Here is a 25,703-nt window from a genome sequence, read left to right on the forward strand (position 1 = left end):
TTTTTTCATTGATTTACAGTAGATATTTTCTTTAATGCCTGCTCTAAATCAGAAACGATATCCTCCCACGATTCTAAACCGACTGATAAGCGTATTAAATTATCGAAAATGCCCATTTCTTTTCTTAGTTCAGCTGGAATCGCAGCGTGCGTCATCGTTGCTGGATGCTGAATTAACGTTTCTGTATCTCCTAAACTCACCGCAATTGTAATAAAGTGAAGATCATTAATAAACGCTTGCGTCTCTTCTTTTCCGCCTTTTACTGAAAAAGAAATAACACCGCCCCCGCGTTTCATTTGACGAGATGCTAACTCCCCTTCTGGATACCAAACACCTTCTACCGCATCATGTTTTCTTAGGAACGATACAATTTTTTCTGCATTATCACAATGACGATCCATTCTTACTGCTAACGTCTTTAACCCGCGTAATAATAACCACGCATCAAACGGTGCCATAATACCGCCGATATCCTTTCGCATCGGGCGAATCTTTTCAGCTAATGCTTTCGTTTTACAAATTGTTACGCCCGCTACAACGTCACCGTGACCACCAATATATTTTGTCGCACTATGCACAACAGCGTCACAGCCAAGCTCAAGCGGTCTTTGTAAATAAGGTGAACAAAATGTATTATCAACAATAACAAGTAAGCCATTTCGCTTTGCAACCCGAATCACTTGTTTTAAATCAATTAATTTCATTGTCGGATTAATCGGTGTTTCAACGAAAATAAGCTTTGTATTTGGGCGAATTTTATTTTCAATATCAACCTCTGTCTCCATATCACAAAACGAATGCGTAATCATAAATTTTTCTTCTAACACTTCTAAAAAACCGTACGTGCATCCATATAATCCATTTGAACAAATAATATGATCTCCAGCTTTTAGAAAACCGATTAACGTTGCTGAAATAGCTGCCATACCAGATCCGAAGGCAAGTGCTTCTTCTCCTCCTTCTAACACCGCCATACGTTCTTCAAATAATTTCACAGTTGGATTTCCAAGCCGTGAGTAAATATAAGATGGATCCACTCCCGCAAAACTCGCCTCTCCTTGCTGCGCAGTCTCAAATGTAAATGTAGAAGTTTGAAATAAAGGTGGTGTTAAACTTCCTTTATGTTCCTCAGGTGTATAACCGTAATGAATTAACGCTGTCTCCATATGCTTCTTTTTCATAAAAACATCCCCCTTATGTTTTTATTGCCGCATATTCATCCATAAAAATTTGATGAACGTTTTCCTTCATTTTATGTAAGCGTTTTATTTGTGTTTCTATCTCTTCTTCTATATTGTTTTAAATTCCTTCTTATATTAATTTCCAAAATTTATATGCATAAAACAAAAACGTACTCGCTTGACGAAACTCTGGGTAAAAGATATAATAGCGTTTGTGTAAAATAAAAAGGCAGCCTTGTAATGTGAGTTTATCGTTTGTATTTTGTTCCTCTACGGAGGTGTATCTCGTAACTCCCTGCTGCTGGAGCGAAGGTACATGAAAACAAAATGCCCGTAAATATCGATTACGTCTGTTTTTATTTTACGTAAATAAAAACATTTTTAAAGGAGGAGTCAACTATGGCTCGTTATACAGGTCCAGCTTGGAAACTGTCTCGTCGTCTTGGAATCTCTCTAAGCGGCACAGGAAAAGAATTAGAAAAACGCCCTTACGCACCAGGTCCTCACGGTCCTAACCAACGTAAGAAACTTTCAGAATACGGTTTACAATTACAAGAGAAACAAAAACTTCGTCACATGTACGGCATGACTGAGCGTCAATTCCGTCGCACATTTGACCAAGCAGGTAAAATGCCTGGTAAGCACGGCGAAAACTTCATGATCCTTCTTGAAGCTCGTCTTGACAACTTAGTTTACCGTATGGGCTTAGCTCGCACTCGTCGTGCAGCTCGCCAATTAGTAAACCACGGTCACATCATGGTTGATGGCGCTCGCGTAGATATCCCATCTTACCGTGTAAAACCTGGTCAAACTATCAGCGTTCGCGAAAAATCTAACAACCTTGTTGTTGTTAAAGAAGCGATCGAAGTTAACAACTTCGTACCAGAATACTTAACTTTCGATGCTGACAAATTAGAAGCTACTTACACTCGTCACGCTGAGCGTGCTGAGTTACCAGCTGAAATCAACGAAGCATTAATCGTAGAGTTCTACTCTCGTTAATGACAAAAAGCCAATCCTGTGGATTGGCTTTTTTCGTTTATATATAAAATAAAATTATTTATTTTCCTCTTTCTGAACATATACATAAGCATCTTTCTGCTCTTTATGTACATCCACCTTCGAATTCTCTGCAAGCTGACCCGCATTTAGCAAAGAAAAAATAATGAGCGCTTCTAGTGACATTTTGTTTTACCACTCCTTTCTAGTTGTTATACATTTATCATACCGCTTACATGTGATTTCCGTATGAACTCGAAAAGGAGATTACAACAAAATGGTTACAAGCATATGAATGCACGCTATAATAACCATAAAATGGGAGGTGGATTCTTTTTGACAATAAATCAAATGGTTCAACTCGGAAGTTCATTTATGCTATTTATTACTTCCGCACTTATTAATTGGTATCAGGGAAGTAATTTAATAGATGATCCTGATGAATGGAAATATAGCGCTAAATTTACGAATTACTTTAAAGGTACCGTTTCAAATTACGAAGATATTTATCAAATCGACTTCTTTATATATGCAGCAAAATTTTATCCAACAGCATTTATCGTTATGCTAGTGAGTTTACTTTATATGCTCATATTAATTCTTTATATTCTATTCAAAAGAAAAGATGTGGCGTTTTAAATCCATACATAAAAACCCCGAATCATAAACTTTTCAGCCTACAATTCGGGGTACTATTTGTTTATATTCGTTTCGGATTAGTAACGAATTAAGAAATATTTCTTTTTACCGCGGCGAATGATTGTGAATTTACCTTCGATGCGGTCTTTTTCTGTTACAACGTAGTCTAATGCTTGTGTACGCTCACCGTTTACGTAGATTGCGCCGTTTGTTACATCTTCACGTGCTTGACGTTTTGATGGAGAGATTTTGCTTTCTACAAGTAAGTCGATTAATACTGTATCTTCTGCAGTACGTTCTACAGATGGTACGTCTTTGAATCCTTGCTCGATTTCGCTTGCAGTTAGTTCTGCTACAGAACCGCTGAATAATGCAGCTGAAATTTTAATCGCTTGCTCTAATGCTTCTTCGCCGTGAACAAGTTTTGTCATTTCTGCACCTAATGCTTTTTGTGCTGCACGTTTTTCTGGTGCTTCAGCTACTTGTTTCTCAAGCTCAAGAATTTCTTCATGAGATAAGAATGTAAAGTATTTTAAGTATTTAACAACATCACGGTCATCTGTGTTAATCCAGAATTGGTAGAACTCGTAAGGAGTTGTTTTCTCTGGGTCTAACCAAATTGCGCCGCCTTCTGTTTTACCAAACTTCGTACCGTCAGATTTAGTAACAAGTGGAATTGTTAAACCGAATGCTTTCGCATCTTCTTCTGATTTACGGATTAATTCAAGACCAGCTGTAATGTTACCCCATTGGTCACTACCACCGATTTGTAGGCGGCACTTATGGTGTTGGTATAAGTTTAGGAAGTCGTATGATTGTAAAATCATATAACTAAACTCAGTAAATGAAATACCAGTTTCTAAACGAGATGCTACTGTATCTTTTGCTAACATATAGTTTAAACCGAAGTTTTTACCGATATCGCGTAAGAATGAAATGACATCTAAGTTACCAAGCCAGTCATAGTTGTTAGCCATTGTTGCTGGGTTGTCCACGTTTTCGAACTCTAAGAAGTTTGAAAGTTGGTTTTTAATGCTTTCTGTGTAGTAAGCAACTGTATCTTTCGTATTTAATGTACGCTCTGCTTTTTTACCACTTGGGTCACCGATCATACCAGTACCACCGCCAACAAGTGCGATTGGTTGGTGACCAGCTAATTGGAAACGACGTAACATTAATACTGGTAACATATGACCAATGTGTAAGCTATCTGCTGTCGGGTCGAAACCACAGTATAATTTAACGCTTTCTTTTTCTAATAATTGCTCAAGGCCCTCAGCATCTGTTTGCTGATTAATTAGACCGCGAAATTCAAGATCTTGTAAAATACCCATATCCTACATACTCTCCTTTAAGTTCATTACTGGCGTGAAGGTTGAAAACATAAAAAAATCGCCCCTTCAAATAAGGGACGATTTTGATTATCGCGTTACCACCCTAGTTGCAAGCAAAAAAAAGCCTACCACCTTATTTACATAACGGCTTAGCACCGTCTTTTCCCTTTTGAATACAATTCAATCGAAAAAAGATGCTCTAGGGGCGTAATTCGCGATCATCTATGTGCTGATTTTCACCGGCCATCAGCTCTCTAAAACAGGGAAATGATCACTACTTCTCCCTTTCCACGCTCAATTATTCATATACTTTTCTTTATACCATCATTTATATAGGCGTGTCAAATAGAGGTGGAATTTCACTTCTCTCCAATCCTTTACAACGTCGCAAAGAGTAATTTATTAGATATAAAAAAGCCTCCCTCATCTATTCTTTCATAAATGTATACAGACGAGGAAGGCACTTCGTTCAAATATTATTTTAGTTTTTTTATAATCTTTGCAGGATTCCCGCCAACTACTACATTATTAGGCACATCTTTCGTTACGACAGCACCAGATGCGATCACCGCATTGTCTCCAATTGTTACACCTGGATTAATAATTGCTCTTCCGCCAATCCATACGTTATCGCCAATTGTAACTGGTTTTCCGTATTCTGATCCGCTTATACGCTCTACCGGATCAAGTGGGTGCGTTGCTGTATAAATGTGAACACCTGGAGCTAACATACAGTTCACTCCGATTGTTACCGGGCATACGTCTAAAATCGTACAGTCAAAGTTCGCGTAAAAATTTTCACCGACATGAATGTTATAGCCGTAATCACATCTAAAAGAAGATTCAAGATGAATATTATCTCCTGTCGTTCCGAATAATTCTTTTACGATTTCGCTACGCTCTTTTAATTGCTCTTCTGGCGTATCATTTAATTTTCTCGTTAATATACGTGCTTGCTCTCTTTCTTGTACTAAAACTGGATCAGCCGGTATGTACATTTCTCCTAGTATCATCTTTTCCTTTTCTGTTTTCATCATACTATCCCCTTTAACTTATATATACAAGTTCATGATATCATAAAAAAGAAAGGCCTGAACATTTTTCGTTCAGACCTTTCCCTCTTAATCTTCCATCGTTGATAAGTCACCTGTTGGTAAATTCAGCTCCCACGCTTTTAATACGCGGCGCATAATTTTACCACTTCTCGTTTTCGGTAATTTATCTCTAAATTCAATTTGTCGTGGCGCTGCATGAGCTGCTAGGCCTTTCTTTACAAATTGACGAATTTCTTCTTTTAATTCATCAGATGGTTCGTATCCTGCTCGAAGTGCGATAAATGCTTTAATAATTTCGCCGCGCACCGGATCAGGAATACCAATTACACCAGCTTCTGCAACAGCAGCATGCTCGATTAATTTACTTTCTACTTCAAACGGACCAACGCGCTCACCTGACGTCATAATTACATCGTCGATACGTCCTTGGAACCAGAAGTATCCATCTTCATCCATATAGGCAGAGTCACCTGATACGTACCAATCTCCCGGCATGAAATAAGATTCATATTTTTGCTGGTTATTCCAGATCCCGCGCATCATAGATGGCCAACCTTTCGCAATTGCTAAGTTACCCATTGTGTAAGGAGGCACTTCATTTCCTTCATTATCAACAATCGCTGCTTTCACACCTGGAATTGGTTTACCCATTGAACCTGGACGGATTTCCATACAAGGGTAGTTACAAATTACTTGTCCACCTGTTTCTGTCATCCACCACGTATCATGAATACGAAGTCCAAATGCATTCATACCCCAGCGAATTACTTCTGGATTTAACGGCTCACCAACGCTTAATACGTGACGAACTTGTGATAAGTCATATTTTTTAATTGCGTCTTGTCCAGCTCCCATTAACATACGGAATGCTGTTGGTGCGCTGTACCAAACCGTCACACCGTAATCTTGCAGTGCTTCATACCAAGCTTCTGGACTAAAGCGTCCACCTAAAATAACATTTGACGCTCCAACTAACCACGGTGCGAAAATACCGTAAGCTGTTCCAGTTACCCAGCCCGGGTCAGCAGTACACCAATATACATCGTCTTCTTTTAAATCTAATACCCACTTCGCCGTTTGATAGTGCTGAACCATTGCGTTTTGCGCATGAAGCACACCTTTTGGCTTACCAGTAGAACCAGACGTGTAATGTAGAATCAAACCGTCTTCACGGCCTAACCATTCAATATGTAATTCTTTTGAAGCTTGTTCAAATAACGGATTGAACGCTACCGTTTTACCGCCTTCTTCTACATTATCTCCAACAAGGAAAACTGTTTTTAAAGCCGGTAAATCATTTAATGGTACGCGCTCTAATAATTCAGGCGTTGTAATTAACACCTTTGCTTCGCTATCTTCTAAGCGATCGCGAACTGCGCCTTCCATAAATGCTTCAAATAGCGGTCCAACAATTGCTCCTAATTTCACTGCACCTAAAAGTGCGAAATATAACTCTGGAGAACGTGGCATAAAAATAAAAACGCGATCGCCTTTTTCTACATCGCCATAATTCTTAAGGACGTTTCCTGCTTTATTAGAAAAATCCTTCATTTCCTTAAATGTATATTTCTCTTTTCGCGATCCATCTTGATAATAAAGAGCTACTTTATTCTTTCGATCGGATTTCGCATGCTTATCAATTGCCTCATACGCCATATTTACTCGGCCTGTTTCATTCCAAGTAAAGTTTTTATTAACCTCTTCCCAGTTAAAATTCGCGTATGCCTCATCATAATTCGGCAAATTATTTTCTCCTTTAATGACAGGAAGCGTTTCTACTTTCATACTTTACATCCCCCTCCTATGTATTCTATTATCTATTATAATGACATTATTTAAAATTTTCAGTATATTTGTTGATTTTTAGACAAATTTTTAATGACAAATTTCGATTCACATCGCATATATTATAAAGTACGATATTAATAGATTCACAAACCCTCAAGGTGGTGAGCAATACATTGATTCATAAAAAAATATATAATGCTAGAAACTTAAAAACAGCGAAAGGCACTTTAATTATTGAAGGTCCTGTCTCTACACATAACTTAGAAATGTATGAGTTTCATCCAGACTTAATTGCGTTTCGTCCTGCCGAGCAACAATATAAAGCAATTGTCGAAATTTCTAAATTACCAGAAGCTCGTCTCATTATTGCTAGACATGACCAAACAATTGTTGGATATGTTACATACTTGTATCCTGATCCACTTGAACGATGGTCAGAAGGAAAAATGGAAAACTTAATTGAGCTTGGGGCAATTGAAGTAGTCCCAGCCTTCCGCGGGAGTTCTGTCGGAAAGAACTTACTAGAGGTTTCTATGATGGACGATTATATGGAAGATTACATTATATTGACGACTGAATATTATTGGCACTGGGATTTGAAACAAACAGGTTTGAATGTGTGGGAATACCGAAAAGTAATGGAGAAGATGATGAATGCCGGCGGGTTACAATGGATGGCTACAGACGATCCTGAAATTTGTTCACATCCTGCCAACTGTTTAATGGTCCGCATCGGTAAACGCGTTGATACGGATTCTATTCAAGCTTTTGATCGTCTACGTTTTCACAATCGTTTTATGTATTAATAAAGGGGGCAACTGGAATGATTGTAGAAGAAATTATGAATCAAAATGTAGTTACATTACATCCAAACGATACAATCGAAACAGCAATCCGAACGATACGCACGAAAGGCATTCGGCACATTCCAATTGTCGATCAAAATAATCACGTCGTAGGCATTATTTCTGATCGGGATGTAAGAGATGCAAGTCCATCTATTCTAGATGAACAAGTTTCACTCGATATGCTACAGCAACCTCTCGAACTTATTATGAAACATCCTGTTATGACTTGCCATCCTCTCGATTTCGTTGAGGAAATTGCTACTTTATTTTTTGAAAATAAAATTGGCTGTCTTCCTGTTACAAAGGCCGGGAAGTTAGTTGGAATCATTTCTGAATCTACAGTATTACACACGTTAGTAAAATTAACAGGAGCACATCAACCAAGTTCGCAAATTGAAATTCAAGTAAAAAACGAACCTGGTATTCTTGGAAAAGTCGTTGCTATTTTTAGTGATTTACAAATAAATATCGTGAGTGTTCTCGTCTACCCAGCAAAAGATGAGAATGATAAAGTACTCGTTTTCCGCATTCAAACGATGAATCCTCTAAAAGTGATTGATGCACTTGAAGCAGAAGGCTACCGCGTATTATGGCCAAACATCATGGGGATGCAGGCATGAGTAGCGCGTTTATTTATTCGGATGACTTCCGGGGCTATTCATTTAGCCCTGATCATCCTTTTAACCAACTGCGCGTCACACTTACGTATGATTTATTACAAAAGGGCGGTTTCATCTCTCCCTCTCAAATCATCTCACCACGGACGGCTACAGATGAAGAAATCGCCTACGTTCATACAGAGGAGTACATAAATGCGGTAAAACGTGCTGGAGAAGGAAAGTTAGAAAAATCAATTGCAATGACATATGGACTCGGAACAGAAGATACACCGATGTTCCCAAATATGCACGAAGCAAGCGCATTGCTCGTTGGTGGTACGTTAACAGCTGTCGATGCTGTTCTTTCCGGAAAAGTAAAACACGCACTTAATTTGGGCGGCGGCTTACATCACGGCTTTCGCGGCAAAGCATCTGGCTTTTGTATTTATAACGACAGTTCTATCGCAATGAAATATATTCAAAAGAAATACGGTTTACGCGTCTTATATATTGATACAGATGCTCATCACGGTGATGGCGTACAGTGGTCGTTTTATGATGACCCTAACGTATGCACAATTTCATTACATGAAACTGGTCGCTATTTATTTCCTGGAACTGGCGCTGTAAATGAACGCGGACAAGGTAATGGCTATAGTTATTCTTTTAACGTTCCACTCGATGCTTTTACAGAAGATGAATCGTTCTTAAAATCATATCGAACTGTTGTAAAAGAAGTTGCAGCGTACTTTAAACCGGATATTATTTTAACGCAAAATGGTGCTGACGCACATTATTATGACCCACTTACACATCTTTGTGCGACAATGAATATTTACCGTGAAATACCGAAGCTCGCTCGTGAAATTGCAAATGAATATTGCGACGGTCGCTGGATCGCTGTCGGTGGCGGTGGCTATGATCACTGGCGCGTCGTTCCAAGAGCTTGGGCACTCATTTGGCTCGAAATGAACAACATCCAAAACATCTCAGGTTATCTCCCTCCAGAATGGATTGAAGCTTGGAAAGGACAAGCAGAAACAGAACTTCCCCTCACATGGGAAGATCCAGACAACATGTATAAACCTATCCCCCGTAAACCAGAAATTGAAGAAAAAAACGCATTAACTGTAGCGAAATCCCTTGAAATTATTCGGAATAATATGACAAAATCTTTGTACTAAACGAAAAGGAGGCTCGTTTTTGAATAGCCTCCTTTTATTTATTGTCGGTTTCTGTCGGTAAGTCGATATATTTTAATAATCGCTGATATATTTCGAAATGCGCCGATATATTTTCATTTCATAACAGCCTGGCCCAACTTTTATGAGAAAAGGTAGTGATATTATGTGGAAACGACAAATGATCCACACGAAACGTGGTACATTTGAACTCTTTACAAAAGGAGATGGCGAATCGCTTTGTATTACACATCACTATTCACAATTTAATGAAACTGGTGATTACTTTGCGGATGTTTTTACTGCTACGCATCATGTATTTCTCATTAATTTACGAGACGCTGGTAACTCGTTAAAAGCCAATTCAGAAAAAGAATTAAGCATGATTGAAACAATCCACGACTTGGAAGCCATACGAGAAGCATTACAACTTCCAACATGGCATTTCGCTGGCCATTCAACAGGTGGTATGCTTGGACTTTTATATGCAATTACATATCCACATTCCTTACAATCATTAGTCGTAGCAGGAGCTGCAGCAAGTAACTATACCGAAACACCATTTTGCATTTATTACCCAGCACATCCACAGTTTCAATATATGCAAAAACTCATCGAAAACTTAAAAAGCCCTCACCTTACAAGTGAAGAACGGAAAGAACTATCTACTGAGAGAACAAAATTATCATTGTATAAACCAGAAAACTACAACTCTTATTTTTGTAAACCAATTAATAAAACAATGTCCGTTAGCCGGATGAATGCTTTCGCCAATGAATATCCTTCATTTGATTTAAGAGAGAATTTACCTTCCATCCAAACAAAGACCCTCATTACATGTGGAAGACATGATGTACAGTGCCCGATTCAGTATTCTATCGAGATACATGATGGAATACGTAATTCTATCTTCATTCCATTCGAAAATAGCAACCATTATCCTTTTTTAGAAGAAGCTGCTCAGTTTACTTCTACTACTCAAACATTTTATAAATCGTTACGCCAGTACCGTTATTATTAAGAAAACCTAAACACTGACAAAAAGCTCATAGCCTCTATACGACTATGAGCTTTTTTCAAAAGAAATATTTCACACTAAAAACAACTAAAAAAACAAAAGAAATAACCACTAAACCCACATCAAGTAATACCGACTTTTTATCTCTATCTTTTAAACTTACCTTAGAGCTAGAAATGCTTTTAATTACCCAAAAGATCGCAAAAAAGAACCAACCGAAATGATCATTCGTAGAATCTTCATCATAAAACATTTGTATTGCACCAATAATCAATAAGATAAGTACGATATTAGTTCCAATCTTTAAAGTCTTATTTGATTTATTATCTTTTAATATATCCCCCAACATATAGCTCGCTCCCTATGCTCTCCTCTGTTTTGTTTCTCTTTACATTTTAACACAAATTACCTATTTCTTCCTTTTCATTCGAATAACATACAAAAAACCTGCCAATTACTCGGCAGGTATATTACACGTTAAAACGATAACCAGCTCCCCATACTGTTTCAATATATTGCGGGTGAGCAGGATCTCTTTCAATTTTTTCACGTAGCTTTCTAATGTGGACGACAACAGTGGCTAAATCACCAGCGGAATCTAATCCCCAAATGCGTTCAAATAACTGTTCTTTATTTAATACTTGGTTTGGATGTGTGACAAAGAATGTTAATAAATCAAATTCCTTCGTTGTAAATGCCACTTCTTCATTGTTTATAAAAACTTTCCTCGCTCGTTGATCGATAGAAATTCCGTGAATATATAACGTATCGCGTTGCTTACTTACATTTCCTAATAATCTTTCATAACGAGAAATATGTGCTTTTACTCTTGCGACTAATTCACTCGGGCTAAACGGCTTCGTTATATAATCATCCGCTCCTAATCCGAGTCCGCGAATTTTATCTATATCTTCTTTTTTTGCTGAAACAAGTAGAATCGGAATATCTTTTACAGCACGTATTTGTTTACAAATTTCGAATCCGTTCATTTTCGGAAGCATAATATCTAAAATAATTAAATCATAGTCTTCTTGCAAGGCTGTTTGTAAACCTATTTCTCCTGAATGCTCTACATCAACTTGGAAATCATTAATTTCTAAATAATCTCGCTGTAATTCTGCAATACTTACTTCATCTTCTATTAATAAAATTCTTTTCAATTTACTCACCACATTCCTCTACTTTTTCCAATGAGAAGAAAATGCTTGTGCCTTTACCAAGCTCGCTTTCCGCCCAAATTTCCCCGCCATGTTCTTCAACAATTTGCTTCGCTATTGCTAAACCAAGTCCACTTCCACCTGTGCTAGAATTCCGCGATTGTTCTGCACGATAAAAACGTTCAAAGATATAAGGTAGCGTATCAGATTCTATACCTGATCCGTTGTCCATCACTTTCACAATAACTTTATTATTATCACTCGATACTATTACAGTAATTTTCTTCTCTTCTTTATCCATGTATTTCACACTATTATGAATTAAATTTGATATAACTCTATTGATTTTTTCGCAATCAGCCGTTACATATAGTGGTGATGCATGTAATTGTAAGTTAACTTCTATACCTTCTTTACTTAAATCCATTTGCATCTCTTCGATTAACTCTTGCATAAACGTATTCAATTCAACCGTTTCAAACTGAAAGGGAACTCGATTCAAATCGAGCTTTGAGAATAAAAATAATTCATCAATAAGTGTATCCATATGTCTTGCTTTCGTATGGATAGTTGTTAAATACTTATCCATTTTTTCTGGCGTATTTGCTACCCCGTCCTTTATTCCTTCTACATATCCGATAATTGATGTAATCGGTGTTTTTAAGTCATGAGAGATGTTTGAAATAAGCTCTTTTCTATTTTCTTCATACTGTGTTTGCATCTCTATCGATTCTTTTAATCTCTTCCTCATTTCCTCAAATCCTTGATTTAATTGCCCTATTTCATCGTGTGATGTAACTGGTATTTGAAAATCTAAATTTCCTTCTTTAATTTTCTCCGTTGCGCCTTTCAATACAAAAATTGGTTTTATTACACTTCTTGAAACGAGGTAACTTAATAATCCAATGAGTAAAATGGCTAGTAGTAAGAGAGATACAAATAAGATTGGAAATAATTTTTGTGTAAGATCTACAAATGAACTTTGCTTTTTTAATACAAATATACTTCCCTCTTCTTCCTGAGGAAAATAAAAATCAAACTTTACATATCGATAAAATGTATCGCCTAGTTCCGTTGTACCACGACTATTAATATTTGCTGATTCAAATTTCGGAAGGGCTTCTTTTAAAGATACACTTTCAAATACGTTTGAAGCATATGAAAGTGTTTCTCCTTTTCTTACTACTATTTTCACACCCTCTTTTTCTATTGCTGAGACAAACGACTCATCTAACAATTGAGATTGATGCTGTTTAGCTGCTGACTTCAACTCAAGATAGGCATTCTCTTCTTCTGGTGTAAGCGGCTTTTGAATATAAGAACTTTTATAGAAATTTTTCACTGCTTCCAAGTCACCTGTTATCGAAAAAACGATTAAAAATCCCGCGACTAATATAAGCGTAATGGAAACGAGGATAACAGCAATATAAGAAAATAAAAACCTTGTTTTAATAGACATATCTTAAATCCTCACTTTATCAAACCTTATTATTTATAAGCATAAAAATATATGTTCAATTACTCAAGCGATTTTATAGTAATTTTAGCGTCAGTTTATAAAAATTTAATGTTCCTATTTTACAGTTGAAATTAGGAGGTTGAAATTCCATGTTCAAAAAAACATTCAGTATGATATGTTGCGTAATTTTTTTACAAGGATGCTCGCAAGAACAAGAAGTAAAAAAGGAGATGGCAAACATGGAGACTGCACTACTAGCAGCTACTGAAAAAAATGAAACGAATACTGTTATATCTTTACTAAAACAAGGCGCAAATATAAATGCGACGGATAGTCAAGGACGCACTCCGCTTATGATTGCTACATACAAAAATGATGTAAAAACCGCAAAGGCGCTTATCAAAGCCGGTGCTGACGTAAATATTCAAGATGACATGAAAAATAATCCCTTTCTATACGCCGGTGCGGAAGGTTACTTAGACATTTTAAAACTAACAATTGATGCTGGTGCAGATCCTACGATTACAAATCGTTACGGCGGAACAGCTCTTATCCCAGCTTCAGAACATGGCTATATTGACGTCATAAAAGAACTCCTCACTCGAACAAATATTGATGTAAATCATGTAAATAACCTGGGATGGACAGCTTTAATGGAAGCCATCGTACTAAGTAACGGAAACGAAACACAGCAACAAGTCATTCGCCTTCTTATTGAGCACGGTGCAGATGTAAATATTCCAGACAATGATGGTGTTACCCCGCTAGAGCATGCTCGCGCTCATCACTTTGAGGAGATAGAGAAGATTTTGTTAGAAGGCCGTAAGTAAAAAGCTAATTTTTGCCTTCCTCCCCCACCCTATGCTACATTTAAGCCGTTACATTAATATTAATAGGGTGGGAATAAACATGAACAAACCTAAAATTGGGATGATTGGACTTGGAAGTATTGCGCAAAAGGCCTATCTTCCAACACTTACAAAAGAAACTGATTGGAATTTTGTAGGGGCGTTTACACCTAACGCAGAGAAAAGAAAACAAGTTTGCCAGCAATACCGAATTCAAGACTTTCATTCTATTGAAATGTTAGCTTCGGAATGCGATGCAATCTTCGTTCATAGTTCAACTGCATCGCATTATGAAATCGTTTCTGAACTTCTAAAAAAAGGGATCGACGTTTATATTGATAAACCGCTAGCAGCTACAGTGGAACAAGCTGAGCAACTAGTCGAGTTAAGCGAGAAGTATAACCGAAAATTAATGGTCGGATTTAATCGCAGATTCGTTCCTATGTATGTCGCTGCCAAAGAACAGGCTAATGATATTTCATGGATTCGAATTGAAAAGCATCGTACAAATAAAGTCGGGCCATATACGTACGACTTCACTATGTTAGATGATTATTTACACATTGTAGATACCGCTCGCTGGTTAGCTAATGATGACCTTAACGCCGTTCACAATATGATGCAAATCAATGAAAAGAATGAACTTCTTTACGGACATCATACATATACAACTCCAAGTGGACTGTTACTTTCTACTGCAATGCATCGCCATGCCGGTACAAATTTAGAACAAATTGAACTTGTAACGCCAGGGAAAATCATTCGCGTAAAAAATATGAATACATTTGAAATTGAACAGGAAAACTCAGTTTCACAAAGTGGTTCCCCATCATGGGATACGACGTTAAAACAACGTGGTTTTGAAGATGCTGTTCATCATTTTATTAAGTGTGTACAAGGCGATACAAAGCCTGTTGTAGATGGATTAGAAGGATTAAAAACGCAGCAAATGCTACAATCTTTACTAGATGATGTAAACAAAAATTAAAACGGATACATTTTTCAGAATTTACTTTCATTCCCATTCCCTCTTTATTTCTCTCGTAAATTTCTATAGAATATGTTGATAGGAATTATAAATTTCATAATGAATCGTGGAAAGGATGGGATTAACACATGTGGAACGAGTTTAAAAAATTCGCTTTCAAAGGGAATGTCGTTGATTTAGCTGTCGGGGTTGTAATCGGTGCTGCATTCGGTAAAATCGTTAGTTCTTTAGTAAAAGATATCATCACACCATTACTTGGTATGGTATTAGGTGGCGTTGACTTTACAAGTTTACACTTTGGATACGGTAAATCTGCTGTTATGTATGGTAACTTCATCCAAACAATTTTTGACTTCTTAATTATCGCAGCTTCTATCTTTATGTTTGTTAAAGTTTTCAACAAACTAACATCTAAAAAAGAAGAAGAAAAAGAGGAAGAAATTCCAGAACCAACAAAAGAAGAAGAACTTCTTGGCGAAATTCGCGACTTACTAAAACAGCAAAACTCTTCTAAAGATAGAGCATAATTGAACGGATAAAAAGGCATGTCCCGAGGGGACATGCCTTTTCTATATGCTATAACGTTTCCGAATTCATATGAATAAATAAAATAATACCAGCAACCATAAGTACCATAATGCTACCTGCAAATAGTGTAATACCAATAAACATTAAACTTGTGCTCATATCTACTGATACACTTTCAATAAAAATAGAAATTACATACGTGATAAGGGCAATTCCTGCAAGAATACTTCCTGGAACAAATCGCTTTAAACCATTTTGTTTTAACGTCATATATGCAAAAATAGCAGTCATACAAAGCGTAATTATCCAAAGAACGATCATCTCTTTTCCCCCCTCACAAGCCTTTTCTTTCTATTATACATGACATTGCCCTATAATAGTTAAATTTGCACTTATGTGACATATAACAAGGAATAGCCCCATCTATAGCGAAGGCATTATAACATACACTTATACAATAAGGAGGCTTTCATTTGGAATATACTACTACATATAAATTAGAGCTATCCGAACGATTCGATTATGTTACGATTGACTTAGACAAACAGTTTTTTTACATCGAAGTTGTAAATTTACAAAGTAATATAACTGTACTAAAAATATCAATTAACTTGCAAAAAGACGAAACGATGGTAGAGGGAAATATAATTCATTATGATACTTTTCACGTAGATGCATTATTACAAGGATTGAAATATGTTGCTCGAACATGTATTGATCACAATTTAAAAAATCAAAAGGAACTGTTTGCATTTTTAGAAGAAAATTAGCTCTAACAAAAAAAATGGTTATTTTTTCTTTTTATTGATATAATTGTTATATAGAAATATTCTTTATAAGGGAGTGTTCATAATGATTTGGATTTCACTAATCGTATTAGCTTATTTCATCATTCTCGTCCCAATACAGTACAACTACATTAAAATGCTCAAAGAAAAACAGAAAAAAATGAGTGTCTCACAAAACGAACTATATGACAACATGTCTTATGAAGAATCCCAAGTACATTACCATTATCAAAGTAACGTATTTACAATACCTGCTTCGCTTGTCGCAAGTATTATTTATAAAGTGAACCATGCAGCATAATATGTACGCTGTAAAATTATTGTTTGAGTCTGTTCATTCTAGTGAGCCTGATTCTACGAAAATTGATGAGCATTATGAAGAGAATCACGATACACTTTTTGAAGAAAGTATTATTCTTGTTAAAGCAAACAGTTTGGAAGAAGCTCATGCACTAGGTGAACAAATCGCTATACAGTCTGAGCATACGTACGATAATATGTACGGCGAGCAAATAACATGGACGTTTCGAAAACTATTGCATGTGTTTGAATTAGACGATACCCCATTTGAAACTGGAAAAGAATTGTATGCAAGATTTTTACACGTTAAGAAAGACGAAATGGTAAATGCAGTCGTACAAAAATACTATCCTGAATACGAATAAAAGCTCACGGCAATCGCTGTGAGCTTTTTTATACTTACTTCGTTGAATCTCTAAATTGGATACGGTGAGGTAAGATAACAGTGTGATCTTCCACTTTTTCTTTGTTCATATACTTTGTTAATAGACGCATTGCTACTGCACCGATATCATACATCGGTTGAACAACTGTTGAAAGCTGCGGACGAACCATTAATGCAAGGCGTGTATTATCGAAACCAAGTACTTCTACGTCAGTTGGTACGTTTAATCCAGCGTCTTGTGCTGCATGGATTACACCTAGTGCCATTTCATCAGAAGATACGAAGATTGCTGTTGGCTTTTCATCATTGCTCCAAAGCTTTTCGAATGCTTCGATACCTGAGTCATATGTGTAATCTCCATCGATTACAAGATTTTCATCATATGAAATACCTGCTTCTTCTAAAGCTTTTTTGTAACCTTGTAACTTCTTCGCGCTTCCCGCTTTATCAATGAAAGGACCAGAGACGAAACCGATACGTTTATGTCCTTGCTCGATAAAGTGCTTCATTGCATCATAAGCTGCTTGTGTATAATCAATATTTACTGATGGCGTTTCATTTTGCTCATCAAATGATGCTGCTAATACAATTGGTACTGGAGATTTTTTAAATTCTTCAATGTGAATGTCTGTAATATCTTCACCCATGAAAACAATTCCGTCCACTTGTTTTCCAAGCATCGTATTTAATAAATGGAACTCTTTCTCTTTGTTTTGGTCAGAGTTACTTAAAATGATGTTATATTTGTACATTGTTGCGATATCTTCAATTCCACGAGCTAGTTCTGCATAAAACGTATTTGAGATATCAGGAATAATAACACCTACTGTAGTTGTCTTCTTACTTGCTAGTCCACGTGCTACCGCATTTGGGCGGTATCCTAAACGATCAATTGCTTCTAATACTTTCTTTCTTGTTGTAGGCTTTACATTTGGGTTACCGTTCACAACGCGTGATACGGTAGCCATTGAAACGTTCGCTTCACGCGCTACATCATATATTGTTACGTTCATCTCATCGCACACTCCTTCTATTTTTGTTATCTATTTTTATGTATCGGTTACTTGAATGAAAAAAAGACATCAACTCTATTTGCAGATGCCACCAATCGTCCCGAGTTCTTCCTTTTACTAATGATACGATAAAAACGCAGGCTCATACAATATTTTCCCGCAAAAGTTTCGAAAAAATTCGCTTCTTTTCTCGTATTTTCGTATTTTTTATGAAAAAAGGGCATTTTTTGTAAAAAAATAGATGTTTCCTTAGTAGAAATCTTATTTTAAGCAGTACGATAGTAAATGAAATTTATATCGGCGATTTTTCGAATATATCGACTGTAACTCGAAATATATCAGCGATTTTCCAAATATATCGACCGCAACTCTAATTATATCAGCGATTTTTTAAATATATCAACTTACCAACAAAAATCGACAATGACAGTCGCTATACAATAGGAGAAAGCTGTTCCAAAATGCCTTTTTGGAACAGCTCATTAAAAGTTTTTATAATTTACTTCCAAATGATTTTAATTCATTCATAAAATCATTGAACTGCGGTATATTCATTTGTTGCGCTGCATCAGATAAAGCTACAGCTGGATCTGGATGTACTTCAGCCATAATTGCGTCTGCACCAATTGCCATCGCTGCTTTTGCAGTTGGTAAGAGAAGGTCACGTCGCCCTGTAGAATGCGTTACATCGACAACGACAGGTAAATGTGTTTCTTTCTTTAAAATCGGCACAGCGGAAATATCAAGCGTATTACGCGTCGCTCTTTCATACGTGCGAATACCTCGTTCACATAAAATAATGTTCCCATTTCCCTTTGCCATAATATATTCTGCCGCATTAATGAATTCTTCAATCGTTGCTGATAGACCACGTTTTAATAATACTGGTTTATTCACAGCACCAGCTGCCCTTAGCAAATCAAAATTTTGCATATTGCGAGCACCAATTTGAATAACATCAACGTAATCTAATGACATCTCAATATCATTCGGATTTAAAATTTCACTAATGACAGCCAAACCATATTCATCTGCTACCTGGCGCAAAATTTGTAATCCCTCTAATCCAAGACCTTGAAAATCATACGGTGAAGTACGTGGTTTAAACGCACCACCACGCATTAATTTCAGACCTTGCCCTTTCATTGCTTCAGCAACTTGACGTACTTGTTCATAACTTTCCACTGCACACGGTCCCATAATAAAATGCTGATTTCCGTCACCAATTTTTTCACCATTAATTTCAACAATCGTATCTTCTGTTTTTTTCTTACGAGAAACAAGTAATGCTTTACGATGATCGTCTTCTTGTAATTCTAAACCAGCTTGAAAAATTTGTTTGAAAATATGTTGTAAAGTCGAAGTTTCAAATGGACCATTATTATTCTCTGCAATTAAATCCAGCATATTTCTTTCACGTACAGGATCAAAACGTTTCACACCTTGTACTTCTTTTAAATTACCAACTTCTTGTACGAGACGACCTCTTTCGTTTAGTAACTCTAATATTTGTAAATTAAGTTGATCAATTTCAGAACGTAAACGACCTAATTGTTGTGATGCCATAAGAAAGCCACCTCTTTCAAATTCCTATATGTTACTTTTTTAAGATAATTTATTATAGCTGATACATATACGATTGTCACACGATATACAGCAAGGAATTACTATCAAAAAACATTATATATTTTCATTTAAAATAAAAAAAAGACAGTTTACATACTGTCTTTTTTTACAAGAAGGAAACAAACGGTTTATCACTGTTTTTCTCTTTTATAATAACGGCCTCAATTTTACTCTCAGACTTGATCTGTAATTGTACTTTCGCATCTTTAGGCAATTTGTCTAACATGCCTTGAGCAGCCAATTGGGTAAGAGCCATTAATTCTGTTTTACCGTTATATTTAATAACAATATTCATATTTAATGTATCCATTTGATCTTTCTTATAAGAAACTTTAGCGTTGACTGGAATAAAATCTCCATTAGAAAAACCTTTTATTTCCTTAGCAAAGTTATTTATTTTTGTATTATCTTCTCCATGTGCTTGTGTAAATTCATCAGAAGGATATGAATACGACTTTTCATCGATCGTACTCCAATTTCCAAGGTTCGTATCATTCTTTTGAACAGTAGCACTAGCAATATACGTACCATTTTTTAAAGAACTTGTACTTTCTTGCTTAAAGATAGCAAACGTAATTGGAGATTTGTTATATTTATCATTTTTGTTAATAGCTTCAATAAGTTGTTTAGCAACTTCAGTCCCTTTAGACATAGCCTCTTCATTCGATACACTTGAAGACATAGCTAAGCCAATCATAACACCAGATAAACTTAATTCATTTGAATTCTGTTTTCCGAAATAATCTTGTTCTATAATATTTGTCAAAACTGGCGCTTCTACTTTCGCAACTAGTTCATCAATTAGTTTCTCTGGAATATACTGGTTTAATTGCAGTACGTGACTCTCTGTATCAAATTGCTGCGTTGCAATATTTATTAAACCATTTTCATACTCTGCTAAATCTAATTTAGAATTTGTTTTTATATTAGCTGTATTAATAACCTTTTGTTCTTTTAAAGGAATAACAGTTCTATAATAATCTTTAGAAACAGCAGTTCTCGGAATCATACTTTTTTCTTTTGTATCTTTTTGTATAACTTCATCCTTCTTACTAATCGTATTACTATTGTTACTACAAGCTCCCAGTAATAAACTTACGACTGCGAAGGATAATGCCATTTTCTTCATTACTTAAAACCTACTTTCAACAATCTAGTTATTTAGTTTGAACTATTAATAGTGTACCACTAAATATATTTCAACAAAAACAAAAAAAAGAAGCAAGCACCTTTAGCTTGCTTCTTTTTACTTTATATTCTCTTCTAAAGCATCTTTTTTAATATTCCAATGAGATGTATTCCATACTACCATCCCATCTTTTATGTATAACACTTGCGGTGATTCATGTCTAATACTGTATTGTTCTGCAACACGATTTGACACATCTCTCGCATCTTGTACGTATAAGTAATACGCTGGTACTTCTCTTTCTTCGCTGCAATACGCTTGAAATTCTGTGTATGCACCGTGACTAATTGGGCATGTCGTACTGTGTTTAAAAAGAACATACGGCTCGTTCTTTTCTACTAAGACTTCAAGCTCTTCAATTGTTTCAAGTTTTGTCATATTCATCACGATTCACCTCTCATACGAAATCTAGAGCGTTTCTCTTTCTTTTCAGCTTTTTTCTCAATTCTTTCTAATTTACGCTCTTCTTTTTCAACCTTCTTCTCTTGTCTCGACGCACGGTAATGATTGTATACTTCAATCGCCGCACTGCTCCACTGTACAACTTGCGCTACTTTATCAGCGTTATTTTCAATTTCGTCCGTTACAGAGTCTGATACATTACGAAGCTTCGTATTTAAAGATTGGATTGTCGTTCCAATCCCATCTACACCCGCTACCACTTTATTTAATGACTGTGACTTCTGTTGAATATCATCAGCTAACGCATTCGTTTTATGTAATAATTGCTCTGTCTCTACGCTAATTCCTTGCATTTGTTTTTCTAAACCTTCTAACGTGCTTGCAACGTTTTCTAACGTCTTCTGAACCGATAACAACGTTCTACATACATACACTACTAATACTGCGAAAGCAACCGCGATAATAGCCGCACTTACATATAAAAGAACTTGCATTTCATCACTTCCTTTATCTTTTTCATACTTTCCCCTATTATACAATCATTTTCCGTTTCATTCTAATCCCTATCTCATCATTAGAATTTTCATACTTATTCGTTAACTGTAACATAAATCATTCAACAAATTCCACTAAGTAGGTTACAATAGGAGAGGATACATAATTAGTAGGGAGGCTTTACATATGAAAGATCCACGTATTGAAAAGTTAGCATACAATTTAATTAACTACTCTATCCGCTTACAAAAAGGTGAAAAAGTATTAATTGAAAACTTTGGCTTACAAAAAGAACTTGTAACTGCACTTGTAAAAGAAGCATATGCAGCTGGTGGTTTCCCATTCGTCTCTTTAAAAGATCATCAAGTAGATCGCTCTTTATTAATGGGTGCTACTGAAGAACATTTCGAACAAATCGCTGCATATGAAGCAAGCGTAATGAAAGACATGGACGCTTATATCGGCCTTCGCTCTGGCGATAATATTAATGAACAAGCTGACGTTCCAAGTGAGCGTATGAAAGTTCATGGCCAAACAGTTGGTAAAAAAGTTCATAGAGACATTCGCGTTCCAAAAACACGCTGGGTTGTTCTTCGCTACCCAAATGCTTCTATGGCACAGCTTGCTAAAATGAGTACAGAAGCTTTCGAAGACTTCTACTTTGAAGTATGTAACTTAGACTACGGTAAAATGGATAAGGCGATGGACAGCCTTGTTACATTAATGAATAAAACAGATAAAGTTCGTTTAACTGGTCCTGGAACTGACTTAACATTCTCTATTAAAGACATTCCAGCAATTAAATGCTCCGGTCATTTAAACATTCCAGACGGTGAAGTATACTCTGCACCAGTTCGTGATTCTGTTAACGGTACAGTTTCTTACAACACACCATCTCCTTACAACGGTTATACATTTGAAAATGTACAACTTAAGTTCGAGAACGGCCAAATCGTTGAAGCAACTGCAAACGATTCAGAACGCATTAACAAAATCTTCGATACAGACGAAGGCGCACGCTACGTTGGTGAGTTCGCAATCGGCGTAAACCCATACATCTTACATCCAATGGGAGACATCCTATTCGATGAAAAAATCGATGGCAGCTTCCACTTCACTCCTGGACAAGCTTACGACGATGCATGGAACGGTAACAACTCGAACATCCATTGGGACTTAGTATGTATCCAACGCCCTGAATACGGCGGCGGCGAAATTTACTTTGACGACGTACTAATCCGTAAAGACGGGCGCTTCGTTGTACCTGAATTAGAAGCTTTAAACCCAGAGAACTTAAAATAATAAAAAACACTCGGAATTATGTTAACGGGTTCGGTTTTGAGGTACAAAATCAGAAAAAGCAATGCAAAAAACAACTGATTTAGCTTGAATTTTGTACCTAAACTAATACATTTAATAGCATAGAAAAAAGCATCAATTTCAGATGCTTTTTTCTGTTTTCAAGACAACATAACAAGATGTCTTTTTAATCCTCTATACGTTTGTTTTTACCAGGTTCTTGAGAATAACAGTCGTCATTTTATTCAAAACCTTCTGGTTCCCAATTCTCCTCTGGGTAGCCATTCTTTTCAAAAATATCTCTTAAATACCGTATAGCTTCTGCCCATTTCACGAACTCTTTATATTCGAAAGGAGGTTGTCCTTCATCATTCCATACTGCCCAATTTTTATTAGGTAATTGGGTTGCAAACCATTCTGCATCGGGAGGGATAATGAATATGTGAAAGGAATTGTCCATTAACTCATTCCAAGTAGAATATCCAAGACTTTGGCTAAACTTTTCCAAATCGCTAAAAAATAGTTTTTTTATTATTTTTTTCATTGTGTTCATCTCAATCCCCCTTCTTTTTGAAAGAAATGATTTTCTTAAATAGATAATATCATTTAACTCATATTTTTTTCTACTTATACGAAGCCTCTGAGCAGGTGTAGCAACAATATCGGAATCTATTTTAGCATGATTTCCAAACATATGATATTGGCTATTGTCAATACGTTAATTACCAATAAACCTTATTAAATCAACAAAAACAAAAGGTTCAAATCATATACGATTTGAACCTAAAATTATTACGCTATTTAAGTTATTGTACTCCTAATCCGAACCCGTTAGAATTATATCCGAGCGTTTTTTTATTATCCTCACTCTATATCGAGCTACTGTTCTTACTTTTTGTTTGCTGAAAATGAAAATAATATAAAAGTGCCACTGCGATAGTACCGATTGATATCGGAACATATAAAGGAAGATCCCATTTCATATATACTCTAGTGCAACCAACAAGCACAAATAATATTTCTAAACAAAACAAAGGTTTTACATATTTCATTTCTTTCCTACCATTTCTATTTTCACATGTGGATTTTCTTTCTCTATAAGCGCCAAGAATTCATCCATATTTTGCGGCATCGCAACCATATGTACTTTATATGCATTCGTCGTAATTTCAAGAGACTTTCCGACCTGACGTATAATTCTCACATCTTTTAATACAATATCATCATTTAAAATACCGTACTTTAATACGCCATTTTCTACTTTATGTTTTTTAATAAATACTTCCCAAACGAGTGGTACATTTACAATGAAGCATAAACCCATCCCAATCAACGCTGACATCCAATGCGCTTTATTAGTGAAAAGCATGACAATTGGATATATAAACATAAAAACTAACGTAAGGCAAACGAAAATGACTACTGACTTACTTCTTTGAATTGGAAAGTTCATACCTACACCCCCCCTAATCCAAATTATACCACTATTTCCATTTTAGTTCATAGAAAAAGGCCATTTCTAAATGACCTTTTACACAATGTACCTATAAAATTTCTTATCTACCTGTAGCACCGGAAAGTTTTTCGGCAACTCGTCTATACTCACACTTTGAAAACCATTCTTTTCATAAAAACGATGTGCCGCTAAAAATTTTACTGTTGTTCCTAAGTAAATATCTTTCAATTTTTTATCCTCAGCCCATGAAATTGCTGTTTGAAGCAACATATGTGATGCACCCCATTCTTTTCCGCGAAACTCTTTTTGTACGAACATTTTTCTTAGCGCTACTTGATGATTCTCAATATCTAATAAAGCTACTGTTCCAACTACTTTACCATCATAAATTGCTACCCAAAAGTTTCCGTGATCCTTTTGATAGAATGTTTCTATTTCAAGTAAATCAGGTTGCTCTTCTTTCGTAATTGAAACATTATACTCTTTTTGCTGAATATGAACGATAAGATCTACTACTTCCTCTTGAAACGTACTTTCATATGGAACAATACGAATCTTCTCGTTCATCGAATCTCTTTCCATTCTGAAGCTAGTAAACTATATACAGCGATATCATGAAAATGATCATATAGCCATTCTTCATCTCGTAAAATACCATCTAACTTAAATCCTAAACGTTCTGGAATTGCGCGGCTTTTCGCATTTCCAACACCGCACCGAATTTCAATTTTATTCAGCTTTAAATTTTCAAATGCATAGTGAAGTACAGCCTTTACGCTACGCGTCATAATACCTTTCCCGCCAGCATCTTCTGCAAGATAATACCCAAGACTCGTCGCTTTCTTCCCCCAGCTCACTGGATGAATGCCTACCATCCCAACGAGCTTTCCTTTGTAACGTATACCACTTTCAAAACCGTCTCCCTCTGCAAACTTCTTTAACCACATCGGAAAAATTTCATCATAAGCATCAGCAGATTTTGTCCCATCTACCCAAGGGAGCCATTTCCGTAAATGATTACGGTTTTGATCTAATAATTGATATAATTCCTCTTTATGATGTTTTTCTAGTAATTGTAGTTCGATTTCGTCATCTACTCGGAGTGTGAACATGTTTTTTAGTCCCCTT

The 25,703-nt window shown here is 36.1% G+C and carries 32 protein-coding genes and 1 other annotated feature; of the genes, 13 read left to right on the forward strand and 19 right to left on the reverse strand.

The window, feature by feature from the left end; all coding sequences use genetic code 11:
* Positions 1-5: 5 nt before the first annotated feature.
* Entirely contained in the window at positions 6-1,181 is a 1,176-nt protein-coding gene (megL, locus tag ACTFN4_RS05685; protein ID WP_000726616.1) for a methionine gamma-lyase, read from the reverse strand.
* Positions 1,182-1,580: 399 nt separating this feature from the next.
* Between megL and rpsD the strand changes: the two genes are divergently transcribed.
* Positions 1,581-2,183, forward strand: coding sequence for a 30S ribosomal protein S4 (gene rpsD / locus ACTFN4_RS05690; RefSeq protein WP_000135311.1), 603 nt, complete (start codon positions 1,581-1,583; stop codon positions 2,181-2,183).
* A gap of 54 nt (positions 2,184-2,237) precedes the next feature.
* On the opposite strand, the gene ACTFN4_RS05695 is transcribed toward rpsD, so the two are convergent.
* Positions 2,238-2,366: a hypothetical protein gene (locus ACTFN4_RS05695; RefSeq protein ID WP_000050944.1), complete on the reverse strand. Its 129-nt coding sequence runs from the start codon at positions 2,364-2,366 to the stop codon at positions 2,238-2,240.
* 105 nt (positions 2,367-2,471) lie between these two features.
* On the opposite strand from ACTFN4_RS05695, the gene ACTFN4_RS05700 reads away from it, so the two are divergent.
* Complete coding sequence (locus ACTFN4_RS05700; RefSeq protein ID WP_000994182.1) at positions 2,472-2,819, forward strand: YjdJ family protein; 348 nt, start codon at positions 2,472-2,474, stop codon at positions 2,817-2,819.
* Between the two features lie 77 nt (positions 2,820-2,896).
* Here ACTFN4_RS05700 and tyrS read toward each other — a convergent pair whose 3' ends face one another.
* The 3 genes from tyrS to acsA all read right to left on the reverse strand — a co-directional run bounded on the left by tyrS (position 2,897) and on the right by acsA (position 6,993).
* Positions 2,897-4,153: a tyrosine--tRNA ligase gene (gene tyrS / locus ACTFN4_RS05705; RefSeq protein ID WP_439962116.1), complete on the reverse strand. Its 1,257-nt coding sequence runs from the start codon at positions 4,151-4,153 to the stop codon at positions 2,897-2,899.
* Positions 4,154-4,223: 70 nt separating this feature from the next.
* Positions 4,224-4,453: a binding site (T-box leader), on the reverse strand.
* Positions 4,454-4,629: 176 nt separating this feature from the next.
* Positions 4,630-5,190, reverse strand: a complete 561-nt coding sequence (locus tag ACTFN4_RS05710; protein WP_002026426.1) for a maltose acetyltransferase domain-containing protein — start codon at positions 5,188-5,190, stop codon at positions 4,630-4,632.
* An 84-nt stretch (positions 5,191-5,274) separates the two neighbouring features.
* Positions 5,275-6,993 (reverse strand): acetate--CoA ligase, encoded by a 1,719-nt coding sequence (gene acsA, locus ACTFN4_RS05715; protein ID WP_000862049.1) that lies wholly within the window; start codon positions 6,991-6,993, stop codon positions 5,275-5,277.
* 176 nt (positions 6,994-7,169) lie between these two features.
* Between acsA and acuA the strand changes: the two genes are divergently transcribed.
* From acuA to ACTFN4_RS05735, 4 genes are all read left to right on the forward strand, one after another.
* Positions 7,170-7,802 carry an acetoin utilization protein acetyltransferase AcuA gene (gene acuA, locus ACTFN4_RS05720; RefSeq protein ID WP_000581388.1) on the forward strand — a complete coding sequence of 211 codons (633 nt, stop codon included), beginning with the start codon at positions 7,170-7,172 and terminating at the stop codon, positions 7,800-7,802.
* A gap of 17 nt (positions 7,803-7,819) precedes the next feature.
* Positions 7,820-8,464 (forward strand): acetoin utilization AcuB family protein, encoded by a 645-nt coding sequence (locus ACTFN4_RS05725; protein WP_000634583.1) that lies wholly within the window; start codon positions 7,820-7,822, stop codon positions 8,462-8,464.
* Positions 8,461-9,627, forward strand: coding sequence for an acetoin utilization protein AcuC (gene acuC / locus ACTFN4_RS05730; RefSeq protein ID WP_000092832.1), 1,167 nt, complete (start codon positions 8,461-8,463; stop codon positions 9,625-9,627). The genes ACTFN4_RS05725 and acuC overlap by 4 nt, the downstream gene beginning before the upstream one ends.
* A gap of 142 nt (positions 9,628-9,769) precedes the next feature.
* Positions 9,770-10,645: an alpha/beta fold hydrolase gene (locus ACTFN4_RS05735; protein WP_439962117.1), complete on the forward strand. Its 876-nt coding sequence runs from the start codon at positions 9,770-9,772 to the stop codon at positions 10,643-10,645.
* A gap of 55 nt (positions 10,646-10,700) precedes the next feature.
* On the opposite strand, the gene ACTFN4_RS05740 is transcribed toward ACTFN4_RS05735, so the two are convergent.
* The 3 genes from ACTFN4_RS05740 to ACTFN4_RS05750 form a co-directional block, all read right to left on the reverse strand.
* The gene (locus tag ACTFN4_RS05740) at positions 10,701-10,991 is read right to left on the reverse strand and encodes a hypothetical protein (RefSeq protein WP_000900161.1); all 291 of its coding nucleotides are present in this window, start codon (positions 10,989-10,991) and stop codon (positions 10,701-10,703) included.
* Positions 10,992-11,112: 121 nt separating this feature from the next.
* Positions 11,113-11,802: a response regulator transcription factor gene (locus ACTFN4_RS05745; RefSeq protein WP_002024886.1), complete on the reverse strand. Its 690-nt coding sequence runs from the start codon at positions 11,800-11,802 to the stop codon at positions 11,113-11,115.
* 1 nt (position 11,803) lies between these two features.
* A complete protein-coding gene (locus ACTFN4_RS05750; RefSeq protein WP_000023874.1) occupies positions 11,804-13,258 on the reverse strand; it encodes a sensor histidine kinase in 1,455 nt (484 codons plus the stop codon).
* Between the two features lie 149 nt (positions 13,259-13,407).
* Here ACTFN4_RS05750 and ACTFN4_RS05755 point away from each other — a divergent pair, with 149 nt between their 5' ends.
* From ACTFN4_RS05755 to mscL, 3 genes are all read left to right on the forward strand, one after another.
* Positions 13,408-14,088, forward strand: a complete 681-nt coding sequence (locus tag ACTFN4_RS05755; protein ID WP_000474105.1) for an ankyrin repeat domain-containing protein — start codon at positions 13,408-13,410, stop codon at positions 14,086-14,088.
* 79 nt (positions 14,089-14,167) lie between these two features.
* Positions 14,168-15,094: a Gfo/Idh/MocA family protein gene (locus tag ACTFN4_RS05760; RefSeq protein ID WP_086403862.1), complete on the forward strand. Its 927-nt coding sequence runs from the start codon at positions 14,168-14,170 to the stop codon at positions 15,092-15,094.
* Positions 15,095-15,222: 128 nt separating this feature from the next.
* Positions 15,223-15,621: a large conductance mechanosensitive channel protein MscL gene (mscL, locus tag ACTFN4_RS05765; protein ID WP_000267011.1), complete on the forward strand. Its 399-nt coding sequence runs from the start codon at positions 15,223-15,225 to the stop codon at positions 15,619-15,621.
* A gap of 49 nt (positions 15,622-15,670) precedes the next feature.
* Here mscL and ACTFN4_RS05770 read toward each other — a convergent pair whose 3' ends face one another.
* Complete coding sequence (locus ACTFN4_RS05770) at positions 15,671-15,943, reverse strand: DUF3917 domain-containing protein (protein WP_000636589.1); 273 nt, start codon at positions 15,941-15,943, stop codon at positions 15,671-15,673.
* Positions 15,944-16,095: 152 nt separating this feature from the next.
* Between ACTFN4_RS05770 and dhp61 the strand changes: the two genes are divergently transcribed.
* The 3 genes from dhp61 to ACTFN4_RS05785 all read left to right on the forward strand — a co-directional run bounded on the left by dhp61 (position 16,096) and on the right by ACTFN4_RS05785 (position 17,075).
* A complete protein-coding gene (dhp61, locus tag ACTFN4_RS05775; protein ID WP_000456864.1) occupies positions 16,096-16,392 on the forward strand; it encodes a protein Dhp61 in 297 nt (98 codons plus the stop codon).
* Positions 16,393-16,474: 82 nt separating this feature from the next.
* The gene (locus ACTFN4_RS05780; RefSeq protein WP_000637903.1) at positions 16,475-16,711 is read left to right on the forward strand and encodes a DUF3949 domain-containing protein; all 237 of its coding nucleotides are present in this window, start codon (positions 16,475-16,477) and stop codon (positions 16,709-16,711) included.
* A 1-nt stretch (position 16,712) separates the two neighbouring features.
* On the forward strand, positions 16,713-17,075 hold the full coding sequence (locus ACTFN4_RS05785; RefSeq protein ID WP_002182963.1) for a DUF4288 domain-containing protein: 363 nt from the start codon (positions 16,713-16,715) through the stop codon (positions 17,073-17,075).
* Between the two features lie 34 nt (positions 17,076-17,109).
* On the opposite strand, the gene ccpA is transcribed toward ACTFN4_RS05785, so the two are convergent.
* From ccpA to ACTFN4_RS05810, 5 genes are all read right to left on the reverse strand, one after another.
* Entirely contained in the window at positions 17,110-18,108 is a 999-nt protein-coding gene (gene ccpA / locus ACTFN4_RS05790; RefSeq protein WP_001103297.1) for a catabolite control protein A, read from the reverse strand.
* Positions 18,109-18,600: 492 nt separating this feature from the next.
* Complete coding sequence (locus tag ACTFN4_RS05795; RefSeq protein ID WP_000168210.1) at positions 18,601-19,674, reverse strand: bifunctional 3-deoxy-7-phosphoheptulonate synthase/chorismate mutase; 1,074 nt, start codon at positions 19,672-19,674, stop codon at positions 18,601-18,603.
* A gap of 166 nt (positions 19,675-19,840) precedes the next feature.
* Positions 19,841-20,863, reverse strand: coding sequence for a CamS family sex pheromone protein (locus ACTFN4_RS05800; protein ID WP_000738025.1), 1,023 nt, complete (start codon positions 20,861-20,863; stop codon positions 19,841-19,843).
* Between the two features lie 117 nt (positions 20,864-20,980).
* Positions 20,981-21,307, reverse strand: coding sequence for a bacillithiol system redox-active protein YtxJ (gene ytxJ, locus ACTFN4_RS05805; RefSeq protein ID WP_001057469.1), 327 nt, complete (start codon positions 21,305-21,307; stop codon positions 20,981-20,983).
* On the reverse strand, positions 21,307-21,819 hold the full coding sequence (locus ACTFN4_RS05810; RefSeq protein WP_001197720.1) for a DUF948 domain-containing protein: 513 nt from the start codon (positions 21,817-21,819) through the stop codon (positions 21,307-21,309). Before ACTFN4_RS05810 ends, ytxJ begins: the two co-directional genes overlap by 1 nt.
* Before the next feature lie 187 nt (positions 21,820-22,006).
* Here ACTFN4_RS05810 and ACTFN4_RS05815 point away from each other — a divergent pair, with 187 nt between their 5' ends.
* A complete protein-coding gene (locus ACTFN4_RS05815) occupies positions 22,007-23,122 on the forward strand; it encodes an aminopeptidase (protein ID WP_000654729.1) in 1,116 nt (371 codons plus the stop codon).
* Between the two features lie 238 nt (positions 23,123-23,360).
* On the opposite strand, the gene ACTFN4_RS05820 is transcribed toward ACTFN4_RS05815, so the two are convergent.
* From ACTFN4_RS05820 to ACTFN4_RS05840, 5 genes are all read right to left on the reverse strand, one after another.
* Positions 23,361-23,813, reverse strand: a complete 453-nt coding sequence (locus ACTFN4_RS05820) for a hypothetical protein (protein WP_439962118.1) — start codon at positions 23,811-23,813, stop codon at positions 23,361-23,363.
* Between the two features lie 175 nt (positions 23,814-23,988).
* A complete protein-coding gene (locus tag ACTFN4_RS05825; RefSeq protein WP_071740266.1) occupies positions 23,989-24,171 on the reverse strand; it encodes a hypothetical protein in 183 nt (60 codons plus the stop codon).
* Positions 24,168-24,572 (reverse strand): PH domain-containing protein, encoded by a 405-nt coding sequence (locus tag ACTFN4_RS05830; RefSeq protein WP_001010643.1) that lies wholly within the window; start codon positions 24,570-24,572, stop codon positions 24,168-24,170. The genes ACTFN4_RS05825 and ACTFN4_RS05830 overlap by 4 nt, the downstream gene beginning before the upstream one ends.
* Positions 24,573-24,650: 78 nt before the next feature.
* Complete coding sequence (locus ACTFN4_RS05835; protein ID WP_001003163.1) at positions 24,651-25,142, reverse strand: GNAT family N-acetyltransferase; 492 nt, start codon at positions 25,140-25,142, stop codon at positions 24,651-24,653.
* Positions 25,139-25,687 carry a GNAT family N-acetyltransferase gene (locus tag ACTFN4_RS05840; protein WP_000494681.1) on the reverse strand — a complete coding sequence of 183 codons (549 nt, stop codon included), beginning with the start codon at positions 25,685-25,687 and terminating at the stop codon, positions 25,139-25,141. The genes ACTFN4_RS05835 and ACTFN4_RS05840 overlap by 4 nt, the downstream gene beginning before the upstream one ends.
* Positions 25,688-25,703 lie beyond the last annotated feature (16 nt).

The sequence above is a fragment of the Bacillus cereus group sp. MYBK95-2 genome (assembly GCF_051915225.1).
Lineage (GTDB): Bacteria > Bacillota > Bacilli > Bacillales > Bacillaceae_G > Bacillus_A > Bacillus_A cereus.